A 23,505-nucleotide genomic window follows, 5' to 3' on the forward strand; every position below is an offset into this window, starting at 1 on the left:
GCTCCCACCGCGTCGCGCATCGCCGCATCACGGTAGGGAAACGAAATATCGGCGCGGACTTGACAGCGGTTCGTCGTGAGTGGACGATGTAATCCAATGTGAACGGTCACATCGAAGGTGACCGCACGTCGCGAGGAAAGATCCGTGAGCACCACAGCAACGTTGCCTACCGTGTCAGGCCCGATCCTGGAGATGCGCAGCATCACCAAGGAGTTCCCGGGCGTCAAGGCGCTCGCCGACGTCTCCATCACCGTTCGCGCCGGGGAGATCCACGCGATCTGCGGCGAGAACGGCGCCGGGAAGTCGACGCTGATGAAGGTCCTCTCGGGGGTGTATCCCTACGGGACCTACGAGGGCGAGATCCTGCTGTACGGCGAGGAGCAGCGCTTCAAGGACATCGTCGCCAGCGAGCAGGCCGGAATCGCGATCATCCACCAGGAGCTCGCGCTGATCCCCGAGCTCTCCGTCACCGAGAACATCTTCCTCGGCAACGAGATCCAGCACCTCGGCCGGATCGACTGGAAGGCGCAGAAGGAGCGCACGATCGAGCTCCTCGCCCGCGTGGGGCTGAGCGAGGACCCCGACGTGCAGATCAAGACGCTCGGCGTCGGCAAGCAGCAGCTGATCGAGATCGCGAAGGCGCTCAACAAGGAGGTCAAGTTGCTGATCCTCGACGAGCCGACCGCCGCGCTCAACGAGAACGACTCGCAGCACCTGCTCGACCTGATCCTCGGGCTCAAGGCCAAGGGCATCGCGTCGATCATGATCAGCCACAAGCTCAACGAGATCGAGCAGATCGCCGATGAGATCACGATCATCCGCGACGGCCGCACGGTCGAGACGCTCGACATCTCCCGCGGCGAGATCAACGAGGACCGCATCATCCGCGGCATGGTCGGTCGCTCGCTCGAGAGCCGCTACCCCGACCGCACGCCCGAGATCGGCGAGGTGTTCTTCGAGGTGAAGGACTGGTGGGTGCAGCACCCGACCGTTCCCGAGCGGATGGTCGTGAAGGGTTCGAGCCTCAACGTCCGGCGTGGCGAGGTCGTCGGCATCGCCGGCCTCATGGGCGCGGGGCGCACCGAGTTCGCGATGAGCATGTTCGGCCGCTCCTACGGCACGTTCCTCTCGGGGACCATGGTCAAGGACGGCCAGGAGGTCGCGCTGTACGACGTGGCGTCGGCGATCAAGCACGGCCTCGCATACGTGAGCGAGGACCGCAAGGTCCTGGGGCTCAACCTGCTCGACACCATCAAACGCTCGATCGTCGCGGCCAAGCTCTCGAAGATCGCCAAGCGCGGTGTCGTCGATGCCCGCGCCGAGTTCGCCGTCGCCGAGGACTACCGCAAGGCGCTGCGCATCAAGACGCCGTCGGTGGAGGAGGGCGTCGGCAAGCTCTCCGGCGGCAACCAGCAGAAGGTCGTCCTGGCGAAGTGGATGTTCACCGATCCCGACCTGCTGATCCTCGACGAGCCGACCCGTGGCATCGACGTCGGCGCCAAGTACGAGATCTACGCGATCATCAACCAGCTCGCAGCGCAGGGAAAGGGCGTCATCGTCATCTCCAGCGAGCTGCCAGAGCTCCTCGGCATCTCCGACCGCATCTACACCGTCTTCGAAGGTCGGGTCACCGACTGCATCCCGGCCGATCAGGCGACACCTGAGGACCTCATGCGCAGCATGACCTCCGCGACCCAGAAAGCATCCGCATGACCACCGACACCACCGCAACGAAGCGCGGCTTCCACTTCAAGGACATCACCAAGATGTTCGGCGGCGGGCAGTCGACGCTCCGTCAGTTCGGCATCCTCGGCAGCCTCCTCGTGATCCTGGTCGTCTTCCAGGTGCTGACCTGGATCATCAAGGGCACCGGCCTCACGCTCTCGTCGGGCAACCTGATCAACGTCGTCAACCAGTACTCCTACATCCTGATCCTCGCGATCGGCATGGTGATGGTCATCATCATGGGCCACATCGACCTCTCGGTCGGTTCCGTGGCGGCGTTCACCGGCATCGTGGTCGCGAAGGCGATGGCCGACTGGAATCTCCCCTGGCCGCTCGGCATCCTCCTGGGTCTCGGGGTGGGCGTGCTCGTCGGTGCCTGGCAGGGATTCTGGGTGGCCTACGTCGGGGTGCCGGCGTTCATCGTGACGCTGGCCGGCATGCTGTTCTTCCGCGGTGCGAACCAGTGGGTCGGCGACTCGCAGTCGATCCCGGTGCCGCAGGGGTTCAAGGTCATCGGCGCCGGTTATCTGCCCGAGCTCTCGTTCATCCCCGTGCCGTTCAACGTCTTCACGATGCTGCTCGCCCTCCTCGGAGTCGCGTGGATCGTGTTCTGGGAGATCCGCACCCGACGAATCCAGCACCGGATGGGTGCCGATATGGCGCCCCTGTGGGTCAGCGTCACGAAGGTCGTGCTGATCTCCGCCGTGATCCTCATCGCCGGATGGCTGTTCGCGACCGGGCGCGAGGGCACGAGCTTCCCGATCTCGGGCGTCATCCTGCTCGCCCTCGTCATCCTCTACTCGTTCATCACGAACAACACAGTCTTCGGCCGTCACATCTACGCGGTCGGCGGCAACCGGCAGGCCGCGCGGCTGTCGGGCGTGAAGGATCGCTGGGTCGACTTCTTCGTGATGATGAACATGTCCGTCCTTGCCTCCCTCGCCGGCATGATCTACGTCGCCAGGGCGACCGCGTCGGGGCCGCAGGACGGCAACGGCTGGGAGCTCGACGCGATCGCCTCGGTGTTCATCGGCGGCGCGGCCGTCTCGGGCGGGATCGGCACCGTGATCGGGTCGATCATCGGTGGTCTCGTGATGGCGTTCCTGAACAACGGACTCGCGCTGCTCGGCGCGGGCGCCGATGTCGTGTCGATGATCAAGGGCCTCGTGCTGCTCTTCGCCGTCGGTGTCGACGTGTGGAACAAGCAGCAGGGCCGTCCGTCGATCATCGGCTTCCTCACGCGTCGCTTCGGCCGCAAATCCGACCCGGCGGAGGAGACCTTCGACCCGAAGGCGAACTATCCCACCAGCCAGAAGTACGAAGCCCCCGCCGTCGACGAGACGCGCGGATAGTAGGGGTCGAATCGCGTGCCGCACGCGTGACGAGACCTTCACACACCAGAGAAAGAGATCACATGAAGAAGATTCTTCTGTCGGCGACAGCGCTTGTCGTCGCGGGCGCCTTCGCCCTCACCGGCTGCTCCTCGGAGCGCGGCGGGGACACCGGTTCCGGGTCGGGGGACGACGCCAAGGGCTTCGCCGCCGACGCCACGATCGGTGTCGCCCTCCCGGACAAGACCTCGGAGAACTGGGTCCTCGCCGGTCAGCTGTTCACGGACGGTCTCGAGGAGGCCGGCTTCAAGGCGGACGTGCAGTATGCGCCCGCCAGCAACACGGTCGCCGAGCAGCAGAACCAGATCCAGGCGATGGTCACCGGTGGCGCCAAGGTCATCATCATCGGCGCGAAGGACGGCAAGCAGCTCGCGACGCAGGTCGAGGCCGCCCGCGACGCCGGCGTCACCGTCATCGCCTACGACCGTCTGATCGAGAACACGGAGGCCGTCGACTACTACGTCGCGTTCGACAACTTCAAGGTCGGCCAGCTGCAGGGCCAGGCTCTGCTCGACGGTCTCGCCGAGCGTGCGGGCCACGAGGCCCCGTACAACATCGAGCTGTTCTCCGGCTCTCCGGATGACGCGAACTCCGCCGTGTTCTTCAACGGTGCGATGGATGTGCTCCAGCCGAAGATCGATGACGGCACGCTGAAGGTCGTCTCGGGTCAGACCGAGATCGCCCAGACGGCGACCGAGGGTTGGAAGGCCGAGAACGCGCAGCGTCGTATGGACTCGCTGCTGACGTCGACCTACAGCTCGGAGACGCTCGACGGCGTCCTGTCCCCGAACGACACGCTCGCTCGCGCCATCATCACCTCGGTGCAGGGCGCAGGCAAGGACGTCCCGGTCGTCACCGGTCAGGACTCCGAGGTCGAGTCGGTCAAGTCGATCATGGAGGGCATCCAGTACTCCACGATCAACAAGGACACCACGCTCCTCGTCGAGCAGTCGATCAAGATGGTCGGCCAGCTCCAGAAGGGCGAAGAGGTCGACGTCAACGACACCGAGCAGTACGACAACGGCGTGAAGGTCGTTCCGGCCTACCTGCTCGACCCGATCATCGTGACCAAGGAGAACGCGGCCGAGGCCTACGCCAACGTCCCGAGCCTCCTCGAGATCGTGAACTCGTACAAGTAACAGCGTCATCTCCCGCAGCGCTCGCTGTTGCGGACCCACGAGCCGTCCGGACCCTCGGGTCCGGACGGCTCGTTCGTTCGAGAGTCAGCGGGCCGTGGCGGCCGCTCCCTCCCAGAGAGCCGTGTGCGCGAGCAGCTGGTCGTCGCGCCAGCGCCCCCGCGCCTCCCACGCCTCCAGAGGCAGCAGCGCGCGCCGTTGCGCCTCGACCTCCTCGACGAGCTCCGGCGTCCAGGGGTCGTGCTGTCCGCGCTCCGCGCCCATCCGTCCGTAGGCGGGCCCCATCTTGACGGCGTGCGAGGCGATCCCTCCGCGCGTGTTGAGATCGCTCGTCTCGAACGGGCCGATCACGCTCCAGCGCCGGCCCAGTCCGCTGCGGACGATCTCGTCGATGTCGTCGACATCCACGACCCCGTCCCTGACGAGACAGTATGCCTCCCGAAGGAGGGCGCCCTGCAGGCGGTTGAACACGAATCCCTCCACCTCGCGCCGGATGGTGACGGGGCGCAGACCCGCTGCGGCGTAGAGCGAGCGCGCGAGGCCGAGGGCATCCGGCGACGTGCGCGGAGTCGGCACCACCTCGATCACGGGCAGCAGGTACGGCGGGTTGCCGGGGTGGCCGACGATGACGCGCGCGGCGACGTCGTCCGGCAGCTCGATCGCGATCTCCGACGGCAGGATGGCTGAGGCCGAGCTGGCGAGCACCGCGTGAGCGGGAGCGGCGGCGGCGACCTCGCGGAACACCGCACGCTTGACATCCTTCTGCTCCGGCGCGCACTCCTGCACGAGCTCCGCGCCTCCGACGGCCCTGGCGACGTCCGTGCCGAACCGCACCCGCGCGGCGACCTCGCCCCGAGGAGCGCCGAGCATCCCGGCGTTCTCGAGGAGCTCGAGTCGGACGTCGAGGTCGCTGCGCCCGCGGGCGAGTGCGTCCGCATCCACATCGGTCACGGCGACCTCGAACCCCGCTCGGGCGAACACCACGGCGAAGGCGACGCCGATCGACCCGCTGCCGATCACCGCGACGTGGGGAGCGGCGGGCATCATCCCGTCCACCAGCTGCGGTCGCCAGAGAGCCCGTGCTCGAGGATCGTGATGATCGCCTCGCGCGTGAGCTCCCGGGGGTTGTTCGCGGTCAGCCGCGTCGCGAGCATCGCCTGGTCGGCGACGAATCCCACGTCGTCGGGGGAAAGGCCCAGGGTGGTGAGGTCGGTGGGCGCGCCCAGCGCGTCCAGCAGCCCCTCGACCGCGATGATGCCCGCGTGGGCCTGGTCGAGTGCGGGGGCCGCCGGGTCCGCCGTGCCCATCAGGCGTCCGATCTCCGCGAACTCCGGGATCCTCGTCGGCAGGTTGTAGCGCATGACGGAGGGAAGGAGGGCGGCGATGCCGAAGCCGTGAGGCGTGTGCGTCAGGTTCCCGATCGGCGACTGGATCGCGTGGGCGCCGGCCGTGCCCGCGGTGTTGATCGCCATTCCGGCGCAGTACGACGCGAACATCGTGTCGGTGCGGGCATCGATGTCGCTCGGGTCGGCGACGACCGCAGGCAGTGATCGGGCGAGCAGTGCGAGCCCCTGGCGGGCGTAGACGTCGGTGAGGAGGTTCTTCCCCGCATACAGCTTCGTGCGCAGATGTGCGGAGTCCGGGTTCTTGGCGCGCCCCGTGAAGGCCTCCACCAGGTGCGAGAGCGCGTCGGCTCCGGTCGCCGCTGTCAGGCCAGGCGGGCAGCTGAGCGTGAGCTCCGGGTCGATCACCGCGGTGTGCGCTTCGAGGTGCGGGCTCGCGACTCCGACCTTCATGCCGCGCTCGGCGTCGTACACGACGGAGATGCAGGTCACCTCCGCACCTGTGCCTCCCGTCGTCGGAACCGTGACGACCGGGAGGCCCGGTCCGGGGACGAGGAACTCGCCGTAGTAGTCGCGGACGTCACCGCCGCGGGCGAGCACGATCGCCGCGACCTTCGCGAGGTCCAGACAGGATCCGCCGCCGATCCCGACGATCGCGTCGATGTCACGGCCGTGGAAGCGCTGCGCCACGTCCATCACGTTCTCCCGAGGGAGGTCGGGCTCCGTGGCGTCGTAGACGTCGACGGCGACGCCGGCCGCACGGATCCCGTCCGCGATCTCGCGGAACTCCGCACTCGCGGCCATCCGGGCATCGGTGACCACGAGCGCGCGTGACGCGATGCCGGCGACGATGCTCGGCACTTGGCGACGCTGCCCCGGGCCGAAGAGCACGGTGCCCGGCTGCCGGAGGATCCCGACCGCCAGGGCGTTCTCGGAGCGGACAGCGGCGGGGAGGTCCTCGGCGATCGTCATGCGAGTGCTCCCTCTTCGTCCACGGTCACGGCGAGGTACTTGGGTTCGAGGAACTCGCAGATGCCGTGCTGGCCGCCCTCTCGGCCCAGCCCGGAGGCTTTCGTGCCGCCGAACGGCGCCGCCGGATCGGCCATGATGCCGCGGTTCACGCCCACCATCCCGAACTCGAGGCGCTCGCCGACAGTGAACGCCCGTGACAGGTCGCGTGTGAAGACGTAGGCGGCCAGGCCGTAGCGGGTGTCGTTGGCGAAGGTGATCGCCTCGGCGGTGTCGGCCACACGGTAGATCGTGGCGATGGGTGCGAAGAGCTCCCGGTGGCAGAGCTCATTGTCGCGGTCGTGCACCTCGTACACGGTCGGCTCGAAGAAGTAGCCCTCGCCCTCGATGATTCCCCCGCCGGTGAGGCGGGTCGCGTCGATCTCCTCGAACGCGGCGACGAGGGCCGCGACGCCTTCACGCTGCGTGGCGGAGATGATCGGTCCCACGTCGGTCGCCGGATCGAAGCCGCTCCCGACGTGCAGCGCCTTCGTGAGGGCCACGAACCTCTCGATGAACGCATCCGCGATCCTCTCGTCGACGATGATGCGGTTCGCGGCGACGCACGCCTGCCCGGCGTTGCGGAACTTCGCGATGACCGCCTGGGACGCCGCCAGCTCGATGTCCGCGTCATGCAGGACGACGAGTGGTCCGTCGCCTCCCAGCTCCATCGCCGCGTTGACGATGCCGGGGGCGGCCTGGCGGAGCAAGGTCGTGCCGACCTCGGTGGAGCCGGTGAAGCTCACCTTGCGCAGTCGGGGGTCGCCCATGACCGCGGCGGAGAGTCGAGCCGACGACGTGGTGTGCACGAGGTTCACGACGCCCGGGGGGAACCCCGCATCGTGGAGCACCTGCACGAACAGCGCGCAGGTGAGCGGTGTCTCGCGGGCCGACTTCACCACGGCGGTGCATCCTGCGGCGAGCGCGGCGCCGGCCTTGCGGGCGATCATCAGGAGCGGGAAGTTCCACGGGGTGATGAGCAGGGTCGGCCCGACGGGCTCGTGCGACGTGATGATCCGGTATCCGCCCTGCGACGCTTCGGCGAACGACCCGTGCAGGTGAGCGATCTGCTCGGAGTACCAGAGGAAGAAGTCGGCGCTCAGCGCGAACTCCGCCCGTGCCTCCGCGAGGGGCTTGCCGCTCTCGAGGGTCATGATCTCGGAGATCATGTCCGCGCGCTCGCGCAGGATCCGGTGTGCGCGGGCGAACAGATCTGCGCGTCGGCGTGGCGGGAGCCCCCGCCAGGTCTGTTGGGCGTCGACGGCGGCGTCGAGTGCCTCCAGAGCGCGGCTCTCGTCGGCGTCGGCGACCTCGGCGATCTGCCGGCCGGTGGCTGGGTCGAAGACGGCGAATCGATCGGAATCAGCGACCCAGGTGCCGCCGATGTAGTGATCGACGGGCACGGCGTGCCCTCGGAGGTCGGTCACGACCGGCGGGGTGAGGACGGTGGTCATGGTGGTTCCTTTCCCTTTGCGGTATTCTCGTATTACGGTAATAGGGCGACCCCGCGCGGGGGCTCGGGTGTCTCGATATGAGACAGTCCGCCAGGGAAGGGAGACCGGATGCCGGTCATCGAGAGACATGCGGCACCGCTGCGCCAGCAGGTGCTCACCCTCCTGCGCGAGGAGATCCTCGAGGGGCGCCACGTCCCGGGAGAACGCCTGCGGGAGCAGGATCTCTGCGTCGCGTACGGCGTCTCTCGCACCGTGATCCGCGAGGTGCTCCGGCAGCTCGAGAGCGAGAGCCTCATCTCGGTGATCCCCGGGCGCGGACCGATCGTCGCCGTGCTCTCCAAACACGACATCGCATCGCTCTACGAGGTGCGCGCGGCTCTGGAGGGCCTGGCGGCTTCGCTCTTCGCCCGTCGCGCGAGCAGCCCGCAGGCGGAGCGGCTGATCGACCACCTGGCGCGGATGGAGCGCACCTATCTGCAGGGGGATCTGGCGAGCCGCGAGGAGAGCAAGTCCGCGTTCTACCGCATCCTGCTCGACGGAGCGGGCAACGAGGTGCTCACGGCTGATCTCGCCGGGGTCCACACCCGGATCGGGCTGTTCCGTCGCTATGCGTTCCTCGACGACGGCCGCGTCGCGCAGTCCTACGAGGAGCTGCGCGCCATCGTCCGCGCCGCGGCGGAGGACCGCGACCCGGAGGCCGCGAGGAGCGCGAGCGTCCATCACATCGAGCTGGCGGGGCACCTCGCGATCCTCGAGTACGAGCGCAGGGTGACGGTCGACGGCGGCGTCGTCCATCTCGACGAGGTCGCCGTGTGAACCCTCGCCCCGCCGTTCCCCGCCGACGTCCCATGCGGTACTCTCGGCGCACCCGACCCTGTACCCTCCTCGATCGAACCCGCTGACGTATTCGCATGCGACGGCTCGGGAGATCCGTCGTCGACGAAGGAGTCGAAGATGACCACAGCACATGCACGCCCCGCGGACCAGGCGAAAGAAGCGCTGCTCAGCGGAACCGATCTCGCGCGCCCGGCCCGGCCGGACCTGATGATCTCGTGGCAGAGATCGAAGGACGCTCTGGGGTCGCCGGGCAACATCCGCGACGTTCCCCAGGTCGGTCTCGACCTGCTCGACAGCCACCTCCTGGAGATGTTCCAAGCACCGCTCGCCCGAGTGTCCGATGAACTCGACGGCACGGGCCTCGGGCTCCTGCTCGCGGATTCCGAGGGGCGGATCCTGCAGCGGTGGACACATGATCGTTCGGCGGCCGCGCACCTGGATCGCCTGGGAACCGTGCGTGGCGCCGTGCTGTCCGAGGCAGCGGTCGGCACGAACGGCGTCGGCACCGTCGCGGCGACCGGGCGCAGCGTGCAGATCACCGGAGAGGAGCACTTCGCCGAGTTCTACCGATCCGCGGTGTGCACGGGGTCGCCCGTGCGGCACCCGATCACCGGGCGCCTCCTCGCGGTCGTCACGATCTCGACCCGGGTCACGGAACGGGCCGAGTTGCTGCGTCCGCTGACGCACTCGATCGCGGCGCAACTCGGCCAGCACGTCGTCGAGGCCGAGCGGCCGGCGGCCCGGAGCATGCTCGCCGCGTTCCTCAGCGCGTCGCGCACGCAGAGCGGGCCTGTCGTCGCGGTCGGCCCGGATGGGCTTCTCATGCAGAACCAGCGTGCCGCGCGCCTGACCTCGGCCGATCTCGGACTCCTGCAGCGCCTGTGCACCGACGACGCCCGCTCCGGCCGCATCGGGGTGGAGTTCTCCGGGGGGCACGCCGACATCCAGGTGACGCGGCTGGACGCGGGCGCCGGAGCAGTGGCGGTGATCGTCGAACCGGAGCGCCGGGTGCGGCACACCGGGTTCGGTCCCGCGCGACCGGTCCTCGCCGGTCGTTCCCCGGAGTGGCTCGGGATCGCACAGCTCGTCGGCCGCCACCGTGAGGCCCGCACACCGCTGCTCATCGCCGGCGAGGCGGGCACGGGGAAGACGTCGCTCGCCCTGGGGCACCCTCATCGCCCCGGTTCCTCCGCGCACGCGGCGAGCGTCGACGCGGCGGAGAGGCACGTGCTCGGCGCGAAGCGCTGGCTGCAACGGCTCTCCGAGCGGCTCGAGCGAGGCGCAGCCGTCATCGTGCGCGGGATCGAGACGCTCGATGCGCCGTCGACCTCCGGGATGAAGTCGCTGATCGACTCGACAGGCGCCCGCAGCGCGGTCCTGCTGACGATGTCGGCTGCGACGCAGGCCGATGCGGAGGCGGCGGCGACACGGCTGGGCTATCCCGTCGCCTGGGTCCCCGCCCTCCGCGAACGCTCCGGCGACATCGCGCTGCTGTGGCGGGCGCTCGCCGATCACGCCGCTCCGGCGGCGCATCTCGAGCCCACCAGGGAAGCGCTCGTCGCGCTCGAGGCGCACTCCTGGTCGGGGAACCTCATCGAGCTGCGGAACGCGATCGAGCATCTGGCGATGAGCGGGCGGCGCGGAGCGATCGGGGTGGCCGACCTGCCGATGTCGATCAGAGGGACACGCACACTGTCGATGATCGAACGGGTGGAGCTCGAGGCGATCCAACGGGCGCTTCAGGAGGCGGGCGGCAACCGGTCTCGAGCCGCCGAGATCCTCGGCCTGTCGCGGGCCACCGTCTACCGGAAGATGAAGACCTATCGGCTGAGCGCCTAGGGGGTCGGGGCCGCCCTCCGGCGACCCCGACCCCCCACTACTGCGCGCCGAGCTTTCGTACCGCACGTCGACGGACGACAGCGGGAACGATCTCGCGCAGCAGCACCACGGTGATGAGCACGACCGCCTGGGCGATGAGCTGCAGGGCATCAGGCCACCCGATCGAGCGCAGGAGCTGGCCGAGCTGGGTGAGGAAGAGCGCTGCCACCGCCGTCGCCGCGATGGAGGAGATGCCGCCCGTCAACGCGGTGCCGCCCAGCACGACGGCGGCCACGGTCGGAAGCAGGTACTGGTCGCCGAGGAACAGCGCCGGCGTCTTCGTGTACCCGGCGAGCAGCACTCCGGCCGCGCCGTAGCAGAGACCGGCGAAACCGTACGCGGCCACCTGGTAGAGCCCGATCCGCACGCCGATGATCGACGCCGCGGGCTCGCTGATGCCGACCGCTGTGAGCCGGCGCCCCACGATCGTCCGCTGGGTGACGACGGCGGCGACCACGATGACGACCAATGCGACGAGCAGGGTGTTCGGCACGCCGAGGGTTCTGGCGAGGGCGAACCTGTTCAGCTCGTCCGCGGCGCCCGAGGGGGTGCCGTTCGCGAGGGAGAACACCGTCCCCAGCAGCACCGCGTTCATGCCGAGCGTCGCCACCAGCGGGATGATCCGGAGTCCGCCGATCACCAGTCCGTTGAGCACACCGAAGAGACCGGGGACGATGACCGCCATCGCGACGGCCGGCCACACACCCCAGCCGTACTGCTGCGGGAGGGCGGTCGCGAGGACGGCGGCGAGCGCGATCATCCCCGGCACCGAGAGATCCAGCCCCCGTTGCTGCACGACGAGGGTCTGTCCGGCCGCGGCGATCGCGAGGACGGCTGCGAAGGGCAGCATCGACAGCAGGGGCGCCTCGCCGAGGCTTCCCGGCGCGACGACCGGGCTGACGAGGAACAGGGCCAGCGTCGCGAGCGTGATCGGGACCCAGCTCCCGGCGAGGCTGCGGCGCCAGAGAGCGTCCGCCGTCCGCGCCGTCGGGGGAACCGGGAGCGACGTCGTGGTCGTCGTGGGGCTCGGAGCGCGGGGGTCGAGACGGGTCATGAGACACCTCCGGAGGATGCGATGGGTGCGGACCTTCTTCGACGCGCAGGCGGCACGTCCCGGCGGCGCGTGCCACTGCGGAGCGCGGAGTACAGCCCGGCGGCGGCCAGGGTGACGAGCCCGGGAAGCCAGTACGACCACGCCTGGGACAGCCCGAGGAAGGGGGAGACGTTGAGGATCTGCTGCACGAGGAATGCGGCTGCCAGCACCGCGATGAACGATCCTCGCCCGCCGAAGATGCTCGTTCCGGCGAGGACGACCACCGTGACCGATGCGAGCGTGTACGACACCGAGGGGCGTCCGTCTCCGATGCCGATCTGCGCCATCATCGCGACGGCGGCCGGGAGCACGAGGACCGAGCACAGCACGTAGGAGAGGAATCGCACCCATCCGACGCGGATGCCGAGACGGGAGGCTGCGGCATCCTGGGATCCGACCGCCCGCAGCTCGACACCCCACCGGGTGCGACGCAGCGCCACATCCAGCAGGACGAGCACCGCGACGCCGATCAGGGTCATCACGGGCACGACGCCGACTCTGGCCTGGATCATCTCGGCCACGGCGGGGAAGATCACCCCGCCCGGCGTGCTGCGCAGGGACAGGTACACACCCTGCAGCGCCATGAACATCGCAAGCGTCGCGACGACGGGGCTGATCGCGAATCGGGTGACGAGGATGCCGTTGATCACGCCGACGCCGACCGCTCCGGCCAGCATGAGGGCCAATCCGACGACGAGGTTGCCGCCATCGACGATCCAGAACGAACCGAGCACGACGAGGAATCCCATGAGAGGGCCGATCGACAGATCGAACCCCGCCCCCAGGACGACGACCTGCTGCGCGGCGGCTACGAACAGCAGCGGCGCGACCATGAACAGCAGATTGTTGATGTTGAAACCGGAGAGGTAGGCCGGGTTCGCGGCCGCGACGGCCAGACCGAGAGCGAGGAACACGGCGGTGAGTGCGACCGCGGGGGCGTTGTCTCCGCGGAGCCACGTCCGCAGACCTCCTCGTCCGGTCTCGGTGCTCCGGCGTTCTCGGACCGTCGTCGAAGTCAGCGCGGCTCGGGCGATGGCCGATTCGCTCACGTCCTCGCCGACGAGCTCCCGGACGACCTCGCCGCGGGACAGGATGAGCACGCGGTCGCAGAGACCCTCGAGCTCGACGCCGTCGGAGGAGAGCACGACGACCGCCGCACCGCCATCGGCCGCTTCCCGCAGGATGCGGTAGATGTCGACCCGGGCGCCGACGTCGACGCCCTGGGTGGGCTCCTCGGCGAGCAGCACCCTCGGGCGGGCGAGCAGAGTCCTGGCGAGCACGACCTTCTGCTGGTTGCCTCCGGAGAGGGACGCGACCGGGGTTCGCGGGCTCGGCGTCTTGATCGCCAGACGGGCGATCATGTCGCGGGCGCGGGACTGTATCCGGCGCTCGCTCACGAACCCGCCGGGGGAGACAGCGGGCAACGTGGCCGCCGACACGTTCTCCGCCACCGACAGGGGGAGGAACACTCCCTCGCGGTGGCGATCCGCCGGCACATAGACGACGCCGGCCGCGGCGGCCCCGGCGTTCCCACCGCGCACCGGCCGTCCGTCGACCTCGAGTGCTCCCGTGGTGGGCGACTGGCCGGCGAGCGCGCGGATCAGCGCGGCCTGCCCGTTGCCCTGCACCCCGGCGAGGCCGATGATCTCGCCCTCGCGTACGGTGAGCGACACATCGTGGAAGCCGTCGCCCCTGAGGCCTCTCACGACGAGGCGCTCGGCGTCGCCGATGGTCCCGGCGAGACTTCCCTTCTCGGGGAACACGGTGTCGAGCGTGCGCCCGATCACGAGTTCGATGATCTGCGCCTCGTCGACCTCGGCCGCCGCGAACGTCCCGCGGACCCTGCCGTCGCGCAGCACCGTGATCCGATCGGAGATCTGTTTGACCTCGGGGATGCGGTGCGAGATGTACACGACGGCGGTCCCTCCGGCGGCGACCTCGCGGACGCGGTCGAACAACAGCTGCACCTCGTCGAGGCTGAGATGCTCGGTCGGCTCGTCGAGGATCAGCACACGCGGTTCCAGCGCGAGGGCCTTGGCGATCTCGACGATGAAGCGCTGCTCGACGGTCAGCTCGGCCACCCTGGTGCGGGGGTCGATGCCCATGCCCCACGGGGCGAGCTGCGTCGCAGCCCAGGTGACGGCGCGGCCGAGGCCGCCGACGCGTCGATACCCCACCCCGACGGCCATATTCTCGGCGACGGTGAGATCGGGGAGGAGTGCGGGGTCCTGCCGCACGATGCCCAGACCGAGTTCACGGGCCTCGTCCGGGTGTGACGACGACAGCTCCCTTCCACCGATCCGCACGGTGCCCTCGTCGGGTGCGAGCGCACCGGAGGCCACGGCCATCAGTGTGGACTTGCCGGCGCCGTTCTCTCCCACGAGGGCGTGTATCTCGCCGGCGGCGACCTCGAGGTCCACCTCGGTGAGAGCGCGCACGCCGGGGAACGTCTTCGAGATGCCCTGTAGGCGCAGGGCGGAGGTGCCCCTCCGGTCGGGGGCGTCCCCGGCACGCGGAAAGGCGATGTCGGTGTCTGTCATGTTCTGTTCCTCTCGTCAGGATCGCGCGTCATTGCGCGAGGTAGCCGCCGTCGATGACCAGCTCGGAGCCCGTGACGAAGCTCGCTTCGTCGCTCGCGAGGAAGACCACGCCAGCGGCGATCTCGTGGGGCCTTCCCGCGCGGCCCATCGGCGTCTGAGACACGACGTACTCGTTCACGGCGGGGGCCTGCGAATCGGTGAGGGGCGTTTCGATGAAACCGGGGTGCAGCGAGTTCACCCGCACCTTCTGGGTCGCGTAGGTGATGGCGGCGTTCTTGGACATGTTCCGCACCGCCCCTTTCGTCGCGTGATAGGCGTGCGCACCGCCCACGGCGGCCGATCCCCAGATCGACGAGATGTTCACGATCGACCCGCCGCCCTGCGTGATCATGTGCGGTACGACCTCGCGCATCCCGAGCCAGACACCCGTCTGGTTCGTGGCGACCACGTTGTGCCAGTCCTCGATCGTGAGCTCGTGCAGCGGCTCGTACGCGATGATGCCCGCGTTGTTGACGAGGATGTCGATGTGGCCGTGCACCTCGAGCACGTCGGTGACGACGCGCCGCCAGTCGGCTTCGTCGGCGACGTCGAGCTGCGCGTAGTGGATCTCGCCGAAGGTCGGATCGGAGGAGGCGCGGGACGTGGCGATGGTCGTCGCGCCCTCGGCGTGCAGTGCCTCTGCGATCGCGCGGCCGATGCCTCGCCCCGCGCCGGTCACGATGGCGACTTTGCCGTCGAGACGATTCATAATTGCTCCTCGTTGCTGGGTCCGGATGCCGGACGGGGCCGCGACGCACGAGTCGCCGCGGCCCGGACGGCGGTTACTGGAAGAGGGCCTCGAGCTGCTCGACGGACAGCCCGGAGGAGAGGATGGCGTCTGCGGGCAGAGCCTCCTCGCACCGTGGCTGCTTCGAGGGGTCGGTCGAGTCCTCGATGATCTCGAGGTTGTAGATGGACGGCTCGTCGTTGGGCAGGCCGTTCGCGGCGGCGAGCGCCTTGTGGAGAGCGACCGTGACGATCCAGTTCCGCGACGACTCGGTCGCGATCTGATAGGTCGGCTGCGTGTCCTTGTACTCGTACCAGAGGCACGCGAACTCGTTGGAGTCGTTCGCCGACCACACGGGGAACGGCTTGCCCGCGGCCTCGAAGGCCCGGATGCCGCCGACCGAGCCGCCGCCGTAGTCCGCGACGATCCCGTCGATGTCCCCGTACTTCGTGATCAGGCCGGCTACCACCTGCTGGATCTTGCCGGGTTCCCAATCGGTCGCGACGGGACCGTCCTCGTTCAGGAGCGTGATGCCCGGGTTCGCCTCGACCGCTTCGATCACGCCGTCGTAGACGCCCTGCGAGTAGGAGTTGCCGGCGATGCCGCCGAGCATGACGAGATTGCCCTCGCCCCCCATCGCCTCGATCGTCCATTCGGCGAGATTGCGCCCGTACGTGGTGATGTCCTCCGAGACGAAGTCGACGTAGTCCGTGCCGGGTGTGCCGCCCGGCGACCCGACGTACGGGACGACGGCGACGCCGGCCTCGGTGGCCTTCTTGATCGTGGGCAGCAGGGCCTCGCCGCCGTCCACGAACGTGACGATGACGTCGACGCCCTGTGCGACGAGCGAGTTGATGTCGCTGATCGCCTTCTGCGTGTCGCCCTGGGCGTCCGTGTACAGGACCTTGGTGATGTTCGGACACTTCGCCGCCTCGGCTTCGAAGATCGCTCGGGTGATCTTGCGCCACGAGTTCCCGCCGAATCCATCGGCGAGCGCGACCGTGAGGTCCTCTTCACCGCAGAACGCGGTGATGTCCTGGATGTCGCCCTGGACGCCCACCTCTCCCGTGGTGACGGCGCCGGCTGCCGCGCCGTCACCGCTGTCGGCGGATCCGCCCGAGCCGGACAGGGATCCGGTGGAGCAGGCGGTCGTGAGCAGGAGTGCGCCGGCGGCGATGAGTGTCATCGCTCCCTGACGTCTGGTGATGGATCGCATGTGCGTGCCACCTTTCTCTTCATTGAGAGCCGGCTGCGGAGGGACGAGCCCTGCGGGTCCGCGTCGGCACGGATGTGGTGCTGTGTGCAGCAGTCTGCGGCCGTGGTGCACGGGGCGATCGCGTCACCGTGAGACGACGGTGACTCATTCTGCGACAGCCCCTCGGTGGCCCTCCTGCGTCGGGTCATCCTGGTTCGACGGCGCCCCGCTGCGGCGCCGAGTCTTCTGGAAATCCGCGATGAGGAGGATCCGTCCATGCCCGATTCCGTGCACGCCGACCCCGTACCGGTCGACCCGCTCGGTGCGATCTATGCCGAGTGGACCGTCGAGTTCACGGCAGCACCCGACATGTCGCTCCCGGTGCTGCGCTGGGTCTTCGAGGACTGGCAGCGCGCGACCGCCGAACCCGAGGGCGTCACTTACGCCTCGCGAGTCGTCGGCGGCGTCCCCGGCATCCTCGTGACACCCGTCGACGCCGATCCCGATCAGCTCCTGCTCGTGCTCCACGGGGGCGGTTTCGCCCTCGGCTCGTCCGCGAGCCATCGCAAGCTGGCTGGTCACCTCGCCAAGGCCGCGGGCGCCCACGCCTTCGTCGCCGACTTCCGGCTCGCTCCGGAGCATCCGTACCCCGCACAGCTGGATGACACGGATGCCGTCCTGGATGTGCTCATCGCCGAGGGACAGGCACCCGAGGGGATCACCCTCGTCGGCGACAGCGCCGGAGCGAGCATCGCGATCGCGACCACCCTGCGCCGCCTCCGGCGCGGAGCGGCTCTCCCCGGGCAGGTCATCGCGGTGTCGCCATGGGTCGACATGGAGAACAGCGGCGAGACGATCGAGACGAACGACGCGACGGACTTCCTGATCGCGAGGGAAGGGCTGCAGGGGAACATCGACCGCTACCTGTCCGGCGGCGCCGATCCGACCGATCCGCTGGTCAATCCGCTGTATGCGGACTTCCGCGGGTTCCCGCGGCTGTACATCGCCGCGTCGGAGACGGAGTCGCTGTACCACGACGCGGTGCGCCTGCACGCGCTCGCGGAGCGCGCCGGCATCGATGTGACCTTCGACGGCGTGCACGGCGAGCAGCACGTGTGGCTGCTGCAGGCCGGCACCCACGCGCCGGCCGACGCCGCCATCGCCCGCATCGCCCGCTGGCACCGTGCCGGTCGATCCCCCCGCGTCGACGGCTGACGAAACCCCCTCTGGAAAGGAACGCATTCTCATGACCGACATCACCACCGCACGCGACTACGACGCGATCGTCATCGGCGCAGGCTTCTCGGGGCTCGCGATACTGCATCATCTGCGGGAGATCGGCCTGCGCACCCTCGTGCTCGATGGCGAGGACGCCATCGGCGGCACGTGGTGGGTGAACCGCTATCCGGGCGTCCGCACCGACAGCGAGTACTCCTACTACTCTTTCTCCTTCTCGAAGGAGGTGCGGGACGAGTGGGCCTGGACCGAGCGCTACCCCTCGGGCGAGGAAGTGCTCGCGTATCTGAACTTCGTCGCCGACCGTCTCGACCTGCGCCGCGACATCCAGCTCCAGTCCCGCGTGGAGTCCGCCGTGTACGACGAGACGTCGAACACGTGGGCGGTGCACCTCGCGGACGGTGGGACGCTCACCACTCGCTATCTGGTGAGCGGCATGGGCGTGCTCTCGCAGCCGATCTATCCCGACATCCCGGGCGTCGACAGCTTCCGCGGGGAGAAGTACCACACGGCCGAATGGCCGCGCGAAGGGGTGGATCTCGCCGGGAAGCGGGTCGGCCTGATCGGTCTCGGGGCCTCCGGTATCCAGATCGTCCCCGTCATCGCCGGCGAGGTGGACGAGTTCCACGTGTTCCAGCGGACTCCGAACTTCGTCGTGGAGACGGAGAACGAGAAGGTCTCCGCCGCGGACATGGCCTGGTTGCGGGAGAACTACGACGCCGTCTACGAGAAGGCCGCGAATCATCCGTTCGGCGTCGCGATGGAGCCGGCGGAACACAGCGCGCTCGACGTGTCGGCGGAGGAGCGTCGACGGATCTTCGAGAGCAAGTGGAACGAGGGTGGTTTCCATTTCGCGAACGAGTGCTTCACCGACCTCGCGACCAGTCACGAGGCGAGCGAGCTGGCATCGGAGTTCATCCGCTCGAAGATCGCAGAGATCGTCCGCGATCCCGCGACCGCCGAGCTGCTGTCGCCGCGTGACTACTCGTTCAACGGCAAGCGCGTGCCCACGGGCCACGGTTACTACGACGCGTTCAACCAGGAGCACGTCCATCTGGTCGACACCGCGGAGACGCCCATCACGGCGGTCACCGAGAAGGGGATCCTGGTGGGGGACACCGAGTACGAACTCGACGTCGTCATCTTCGCGACCGGGTTCGACGCGATGACCGGGACGCTGACCAACATCGACATCGTCGGCCGCGGGGGCCGCACGCTGCGCGACAAGTGGCTCGCGGACGGCCTGAAGTCCAACCTCGGCATCAACGCACACGGGTTCCCGAACTTCTTCATGTCGCTCGGCCCGCAGACGCCGTACTCGAACCTGATCGTGCCGATCCAGCTCGGTGCGCAGTGGCTGCAGCGAGCCCTGAGATGGGCGCAGGAGAACGATGTGGAGTACTTCGAGGCGACGCCCGAGTCCGAGGACTGGTGGCGTGCCGAGACGGAGCGCACCGGCCGTCAGACCGTGATGTACACCGAGGGGAAGAAGGCGAAGGCCTGGTTCCTCGGCGAGAACATCCCCGGCAAGCCCGAGGAGTTCCAGGTCTACATGGGCGGTGGACAGGTGTATCAGCAGCACTGCCGCGAACTCGAGGAATCCGGCTATGCGTCACTGCTGCACCGGGTCGACGCCCCGGAGTCGGTCGACGTGTCAGAGTCGGTCGACGCATGACCGGCGAGCGGAGGGGGCGCGTGGCCGGCAAACGCGTCGTCATCACGGGCGCGGCCTCCGGGATGGGGCGTGCGACGGCCGAGCTGTTCGCGACCGAGGGTGCGCGTGTCGCACTGCTCGACACGCACGGCGACGGCGAGAGCGTGGCGGCGGAGATCCGCGCGGCCGGTGGGGACGCGCTGTTCGTGCGAGCCGACGTCACGAAGGAGCACGAAGTCCGTGCGGCCGTCGATGCGGCGGCCGAAGCCTTCGGGGGCCTCGACATCCTGGTGAACAGTGCGGGGATCATCGGTGCGGACAAGCGCACGCACGAGGTCAGCGAGCAGGAGTGGGACGCGGTCTTCGCCGTGGACGTGAAGGGCGTCTTCTTCGCGACGAAGGCGGTCGTGCCGCATCTGCTCGTCGCGGGCAAGGGCGCCATCGTGAACTTCTCCTCGATCTACGGCCTGCTCGGCAACGACGAGTTCACGCCGTATCACGTGGCGAAAGGCGCGGTGAACATGCAGACCAAGCAGGATGCCGCCACGTACGGCCGTGACGGGATCCGTGTCAACGCCGTGAACCCGTCGACGGTGCTCACTCCGCTCGTGGAGGGGATCGCCGCGCAGTACCCGGGCGGTCTGCCCGCGTATGAGGAGACGATGACGGCCCATCAGTCACTGCGACGACTCGGGCGACCGATCGATGTGGCGTACAGCGTGCTGTTCCTCGCCTCGGACGAGGCGGACTGGATCACCGGTGTCACCCTCCCGGTCGATGGCGGATACACGGCACGATGAGCGGGCGCACACGGGCGGCGGCGATGATGCGGGAGGACCCGGGATGATCGACAAGACGGTGCAGGACGCGGCGGCGGCCGTCGCCGGGATCGGCGACGGCGCGACGGTGATGATCGGCGGATTCGGGCGGGCGGGGCAACCCGTCGAACTGATCGACGCGCTCATCGCCCAGGGGGCGACAGACCTCACGATCGTCAACAACAACGCGGGGAACGGCGACACCGGATTGGCGGCGCTGCTGGCGAGCGGGCGGGTGCGCAGGATCATCTGCTCCTTCCCTCGCCAGCACGACTCCTGGATCTTCGATGAGCTCTACCGCACCGGACGGATCGAGCTGGAGCTCGTGCCGCAGGGGAACCTCGCGGAGCGCATCAGAGCGGCGGGAGCGGGGATCGGCGCCTTCTTCTCGCCGACCGGCGCGGGGACCGACCTCGCCGTCGGCAAGGAGGTGCGCCGGATCGGTGACCGCGACCACGTGCTCGAATACCCGATCACGGCCGACTACGCCCTGATCTCCGCTTTCGAGGGCGATCGGTGGGGGAATCTCGTCTACCGGAAGACCGCGCGGAACTTCGGGCCGGTCATGGCGACCGCCGCCGAGGTGACGATCGCTCAGGTCGACGCGATCGTCGAGCTCGGAGCCCTCGATCCGGAGGCGGTCGTGACCCCGGGCATCTTCGTCGATCGCGTCGTCGCGGTCGGCTCGCGGCCCTGGCTGGTCGACGGAGAGTTCCGCGGGAACGTCGATGTCGAGGGCCGCCCACTCGAGACGGACAGAGGAACTGTGGAGACGAACACATGACGAACCCGACCATCGACCGTGCGGAACTCGCTCGTCGCGTCGCCGCCGACATCCCGGAGGGCTCCTCCGTCAACCTCGGCATCGGTGCTCCGACCCTGGTGGCGAACTACCTTCCCCACGACCAGGAGATCATCCTGCACACGGAGAACGGGTTGCTCGGGATGGGGGCGGCGCCGCCGCCCGATCGGGTGGACCCCGACCTCCTGAACGCGGGCAAGCAGCCGGTGACGGAGGTCGCCGGGTCGGCGTACTTCCATCACGCGGATTCGTTCGCGATGATGCGCGGCGGGCACCTGGACATCTGCGTGCTCGGGGCGTTCCAGGTCTCCGAGACGGGAGACCTCGCCAACTGGTCGACGGGTGCGCCGGGAGCGATCCCGGCGGTCGGCGGTGCGATGGATCTCGCGATCGGGGCGAAGCAGGTGTTCGTGATGACCGACCTGCTCACGAAGGACGGCCGACCGAAGCTGGTCGCGGCGTGCACGTATCCGCTGACGGGCGTCGGATGCGTGACGCGGGTCTACACCGACCACGGCGTGCTCGACGTGACCCCGTCGGGGTTCCAGGTGCGCACGGGCTTCTCCGGACACACCGCCGCGTCGCTCTCGGCGCTCACCGGGCTCGACATCGTGTCGGCAGAGGAGGACTGACATGCCCGCTTCCTTCGTCTACGATGCCGTCCGGACGCCCTTCGGGCGAGCCGGTGGTGCTTTGGCCGGCGTGCGCCCCGACGACCTTGCCGCCCTGGTGATGAAGTCGATGGTGGAGCGGGCTGACCTGGATCCCGCACGCATCGACGATGTCGTGTTCGGCGACGCGAATCAGGCAGGTGAGGACAATCGCAACGTCGCGCGCTTCGGCGCCCTGCTCGCCGGGTTCCCGACCACCGTCACCGGGGTGACCGTGAACCGCCTGTGCGCCTCGTCGCTCGAGGCGGTGATCCAGGCATCCAGGGCGGTCGAGGCCGGCGACGCCCGCATCGTCCTCGCGGGCGGTGTCGAGTCGATGAGTCGCGCGCCGTTCGTGCTGGAGAAGTCGGCGCGATCCTGGCCGGCCTCCGGCAACCCCACGCTGTGGAACACCTCGATCGGCTGGCGCATGGTGAACCCGGCTCTTCCGGGAGCCTGGACGATCAGCAACGGGGAAGCAGCGGAGAAGATCGCCGGAGAGTGGCTGATCTCGCGCGAGGAGCAGGATGCCTTCGCCGTCCGCTCGCATCGCCTCGCCGCAGAGGCGTGGGCAGCAGGCGTCTTCGACGCCGAGACCGTCCCGGTGCCCGGCTGCGAACTCGGTCGGGACGAATCCATCCGTCCCGACACGTCGGGGGAGAAGCTGGGAGGGCTGCGGGCACTCTTCGCCGATGGCGGCACCGTCACCGCGGGGAACTCGTCGCCGATCAACGACGGCGCCTCGGCGGTCCTCGTCGCCGCGGAAGGCGCACTGCCCGGCGACCCGCTGGCGCGGATCGTCTCCCGGGCATCTCATGGCGTCGATCCCGATCAATTCCCGATCGCTCCGATCGAGGCAGCGAACACGGCGCTCGCCCGGGCGGGGATGACCTGGGACGACGTCGACTTCGTCGAGCTCAACGAGGCGTTCGCCTCGCAGAGCCTGGCCTGCCTGCGAGGGTGGCCCGACCTCGACCCGGCGAAGCTGAACATTCATGGCGGCGCTCTCGCGATCGGACACCCGCTCGGCGCCTCGGGCGGGCGGATCATCGGTCGCGCCGCGCACGAACTCGCGCGACGTGGCCGCGGCGTCGCGGTCGTGGCCATCTGCATCGGGGTCGGACAGGGGCTGGCCGTCGTCTTGGAACGGCGCTGATTCGGATGCGACGAGGACGTCTGCGGGCGATCCCCGGGCCCGCCATGTCGAGGCGCCCCCGGCGTCGTTCGAGACCGCAGCGCCTGGTTGACTGAGCGGATGCTTCTCCACGCGATCGACAGGGGCGAGGGCCCGCGCACCGCCGTGCTGCTCCACGGCCTGATGGGATCGGCGGAGAGCTGGTGGCGCGTCGTCCCACCGCTCATGGAGCGCGGGTACCGCGTGCTCGCCCTCGATCTCCCCGGTCACGGCCTCTCTCCGCGCGACCCGGAGCTCACGATCGAGCGCGCCGCCGCCGCCGTCGTGGCGACCGTGCGGAGTCTCGCGCCGGATGCGCCGATCGATGCCGTCGGGCACTCCTATGGTGCGACGGTGCTCGCCGAGGCCGTCCCGCAGCTCGGACCGGAGCTCGCGGTGTATGTCGACGCCGCGCTGGCACTCGCCGGAGGTGGCGACCGCGCGGCCCTCATCGACGACTACACGCGGGACCGTCTCGTGCGGATGTCCGCGGAGTCGCTGCGCCGGAGTCGCCCGTTCTACTCGGAGACGGATGCCGCGGTGGAGGCGAGGGCCGCGGAGCGCTTCGACCCCGCCACCTCCGCCTCCCTCTCCTGCGGTGTCGACGCCTCGTGGGAAGCGGCGCCGGGGTCGATCGTGATCCGGGCGGATCCGAGCGCGTGGGTCGGTGAGGCCGATGTCCGACGGTTCGAGGAAGGGGGTGTCTCGGTCCGCAGCATCCCGGGCGCGGCCCACACCGTCTGGTACAGCCACTTCCGGGAGTTCACGGCATCCCTGCCGGAGTTGTTCGGCGACCGGGCCTGAC

19 protein-coding genes are annotated in these 23,505 nt (G+C 69.0%); 12 read left to right on the forward strand and 7 right to left on the reverse strand.

All coding sequences use genetic code 11. The features are described from left to right. Positions 1–192 precede the first annotated feature (192 nt). From mmsA to CQ042_RS06885, 3 genes are all read left to right on the forward strand, one after another. Positions 193–1,713, forward strand: a complete 1,521-nt coding sequence (mmsA, locus tag CQ042_RS06875; protein ID WP_308736977.1) for a multiple monosaccharide ABC transporter ATP-binding protein — start codon at positions 193–195, stop codon at positions 1,711–1,713. Then, positions 1,710–3,077 (forward strand): multiple monosaccharide ABC transporter permease, encoded by a 1,368-nt coding sequence (gene mmsB / locus CQ042_RS06880; RefSeq protein WP_105669732.1) that lies wholly within the window; start codon positions 1,710–1,712, stop codon positions 3,075–3,077. The genes mmsA and mmsB overlap by 4 nt, the downstream gene beginning before the upstream one ends. 62 nt (positions 3,078–3,139) lie before the next feature. Beyond that, positions 3,140–4,255 carry a sugar-binding protein gene (locus CQ042_RS06885; RefSeq protein WP_105669733.1) on the forward strand — a complete coding sequence of 372 codons (1,116 nt, stop codon included), beginning with the start codon at positions 3,140–3,142 and terminating at the stop codon, positions 4,253–4,255. Positions 4,256–4,339: 84 nt separating this feature from the next. Here the strand turns inward: CQ042_RS06885 and CQ042_RS06890 are convergent, their stop codons facing one another. The 3 genes from CQ042_RS06890 to CQ042_RS06900 are packed head-to-tail and all read right to left on the reverse strand — an operon-like array spanning position 4,340 to position 8,057. Then, the gene (locus tag CQ042_RS06890; protein ID WP_219844824.1) at positions 4,340–5,296 is read right to left on the reverse strand and encodes a 3-hydroxyacyl-CoA dehydrogenase; all 957 of its coding nucleotides are present in this window, start codon (positions 5,294–5,296) and stop codon (positions 4,340–4,342) included. Continuing rightward, positions 5,296–6,567 carry an iron-containing alcohol dehydrogenase gene (locus CQ042_RS06895; protein WP_105669734.1) on the reverse strand — a complete coding sequence of 424 codons (1,272 nt, stop codon included), beginning with the start codon at positions 6,565–6,567 and terminating at the stop codon, positions 5,296–5,298. Before CQ042_RS06895 ends, CQ042_RS06890 begins: the two co-directional genes overlap by 1 nt. After that, positions 6,564–8,057 (reverse strand): NAD-dependent succinate-semialdehyde dehydrogenase, encoded by a 1,494-nt coding sequence (locus CQ042_RS06900; protein ID WP_105669735.1) that lies wholly within the window; start codon positions 8,055–8,057, stop codon positions 6,564–6,566. Before CQ042_RS06900 ends, CQ042_RS06895 begins: the two co-directional genes overlap by 4 nt. A 108-nt stretch (positions 8,058–8,165) precedes the next feature. Here CQ042_RS06900 and CQ042_RS06905 point away from each other — a divergent pair, with 108 nt between their 5' ends. Continuing rightward, positions 8,166–8,873 (forward strand): GntR family transcriptional regulator, encoded by a 708-nt coding sequence (locus tag CQ042_RS06905; RefSeq protein ID WP_105669736.1) that lies wholly within the window; start codon positions 8,166–8,168, stop codon positions 8,871–8,873. A 138-nt stretch (positions 8,874–9,011) separates the two neighbouring features. After that, complete coding sequence (locus CQ042_RS06910) at positions 9,012–10,733, forward strand: sigma-54-dependent Fis family transcriptional regulator (protein ID WP_105669737.1); 1,722 nt, start codon at positions 9,012–9,014, stop codon at positions 10,731–10,733. 37 nt (positions 10,734–10,770) lie between these two features. Here the strand turns inward: CQ042_RS06910 and CQ042_RS06915 are convergent, their stop codons facing one another. The 4 genes from CQ042_RS06915 to CQ042_RS06930 form a co-directional block, all read right to left on the reverse strand. Then, a complete protein-coding gene (locus CQ042_RS06915) occupies positions 10,771–11,826 on the reverse strand; it encodes an ABC transporter permease (protein WP_105669738.1) in 1,056 nt (351 codons plus the stop codon). Then, positions 11,823–14,405 carry an ATP-binding cassette domain-containing protein gene (locus CQ042_RS06920; protein WP_105669739.1) on the reverse strand — a complete coding sequence of 861 codons (2,583 nt, stop codon included), beginning with the start codon at positions 14,403–14,405 and terminating at the stop codon, positions 11,823–11,825. The genes CQ042_RS06915 and CQ042_RS06920 overlap by 4 nt, the downstream gene beginning before the upstream one ends. Before the next feature lie 28 nt (positions 14,406–14,433). After that, positions 14,434–15,153: an SDR family NAD(P)-dependent oxidoreductase gene (locus CQ042_RS06925; protein WP_105669740.1), complete on the reverse strand. Its 720-nt coding sequence runs from the start codon at positions 15,151–15,153 to the stop codon at positions 14,434–14,436. A gap of 73 nt (positions 15,154–15,226) precedes the next feature. After that, positions 15,227–16,357 carry a substrate-binding domain-containing protein gene (locus CQ042_RS06930; RefSeq protein WP_181157482.1) on the reverse strand — a complete coding sequence of 377 codons (1,131 nt, stop codon included), beginning with the start codon at positions 16,355–16,357 and terminating at the stop codon, positions 15,227–15,229. A gap of 285 nt (positions 16,358–16,642) precedes the next feature. Here CQ042_RS06930 and CQ042_RS06935 point away from each other — a divergent pair, with 285 nt between their 5' ends. The 7 genes from CQ042_RS06935 to CQ042_RS06965 all read left to right on the forward strand — a co-directional run bounded on the left by CQ042_RS06935 (position 16,643) and on the right by CQ042_RS06965 (position 23,504). Continuing rightward, on the forward strand, positions 16,643–17,581 hold the full coding sequence (locus CQ042_RS06935; protein ID WP_105669742.1) for an alpha/beta hydrolase fold domain-containing protein: 939 nt from the start codon (positions 16,643–16,645) through the stop codon (positions 17,579–17,581). A 31-nt stretch (positions 17,582–17,612) separates the two neighbouring features. Next, positions 17,613–19,277 (forward strand): NAD(P)/FAD-dependent oxidoreductase, encoded by a 1,665-nt coding sequence (locus CQ042_RS06940; RefSeq protein ID WP_105669743.1) that lies wholly within the window; start codon positions 17,613–17,615, stop codon positions 19,275–19,277. A gap of 20 nt (positions 19,278–19,297) precedes the next feature. Further along, complete coding sequence (locus CQ042_RS06945; protein WP_219844825.1) at positions 19,298–20,056, forward strand: SDR family NAD(P)-dependent oxidoreductase; 759 nt, start codon at positions 19,298–19,300, stop codon at positions 20,054–20,056. A gap of 43 nt (positions 20,057–20,099) precedes the next feature. Then, positions 20,100–20,858 carry a 3-oxoacid CoA-transferase subunit A gene (locus CQ042_RS06950; RefSeq protein ID WP_105669745.1) on the forward strand — a complete coding sequence of 253 codons (759 nt, stop codon included), beginning with the start codon at positions 20,100–20,102 and terminating at the stop codon, positions 20,856–20,858. Next, entirely contained in the window at positions 20,855–21,508 is a 654-nt protein-coding gene (locus CQ042_RS06955; protein ID WP_105669746.1) for a 3-oxoacid CoA-transferase subunit B, read from the forward strand. The genes CQ042_RS06950 and CQ042_RS06955 overlap by 4 nt, the downstream gene beginning before the upstream one ends. A 1-nt stretch (position 21,509) precedes the next feature. Then, complete coding sequence (locus tag CQ042_RS06960; protein WP_105669747.1) at positions 21,510–22,682, forward strand: thiolase family protein; 1,173 nt, start codon at positions 21,510–21,512, stop codon at positions 22,680–22,682. 99 nt (positions 22,683–22,781) lie between these two features. Beyond that, positions 22,782–23,504 carry an alpha/beta fold hydrolase gene (locus tag CQ042_RS06965; RefSeq protein WP_105669748.1) on the forward strand — a complete coding sequence of 241 codons (723 nt, stop codon included), beginning with the start codon at positions 22,782–22,784 and terminating at the stop codon, positions 23,502–23,504. The last annotated feature ends 1 nt before the right edge of the window (position 23,505 follow it).

It is taken from the genome of Microbacterium sp. MYb62 (assembly GCF_002979475.1).
Lineage (GTDB): Bacteria > Actinomycetota > Actinomycetes > Actinomycetales > Microbacteriaceae > Microbacterium.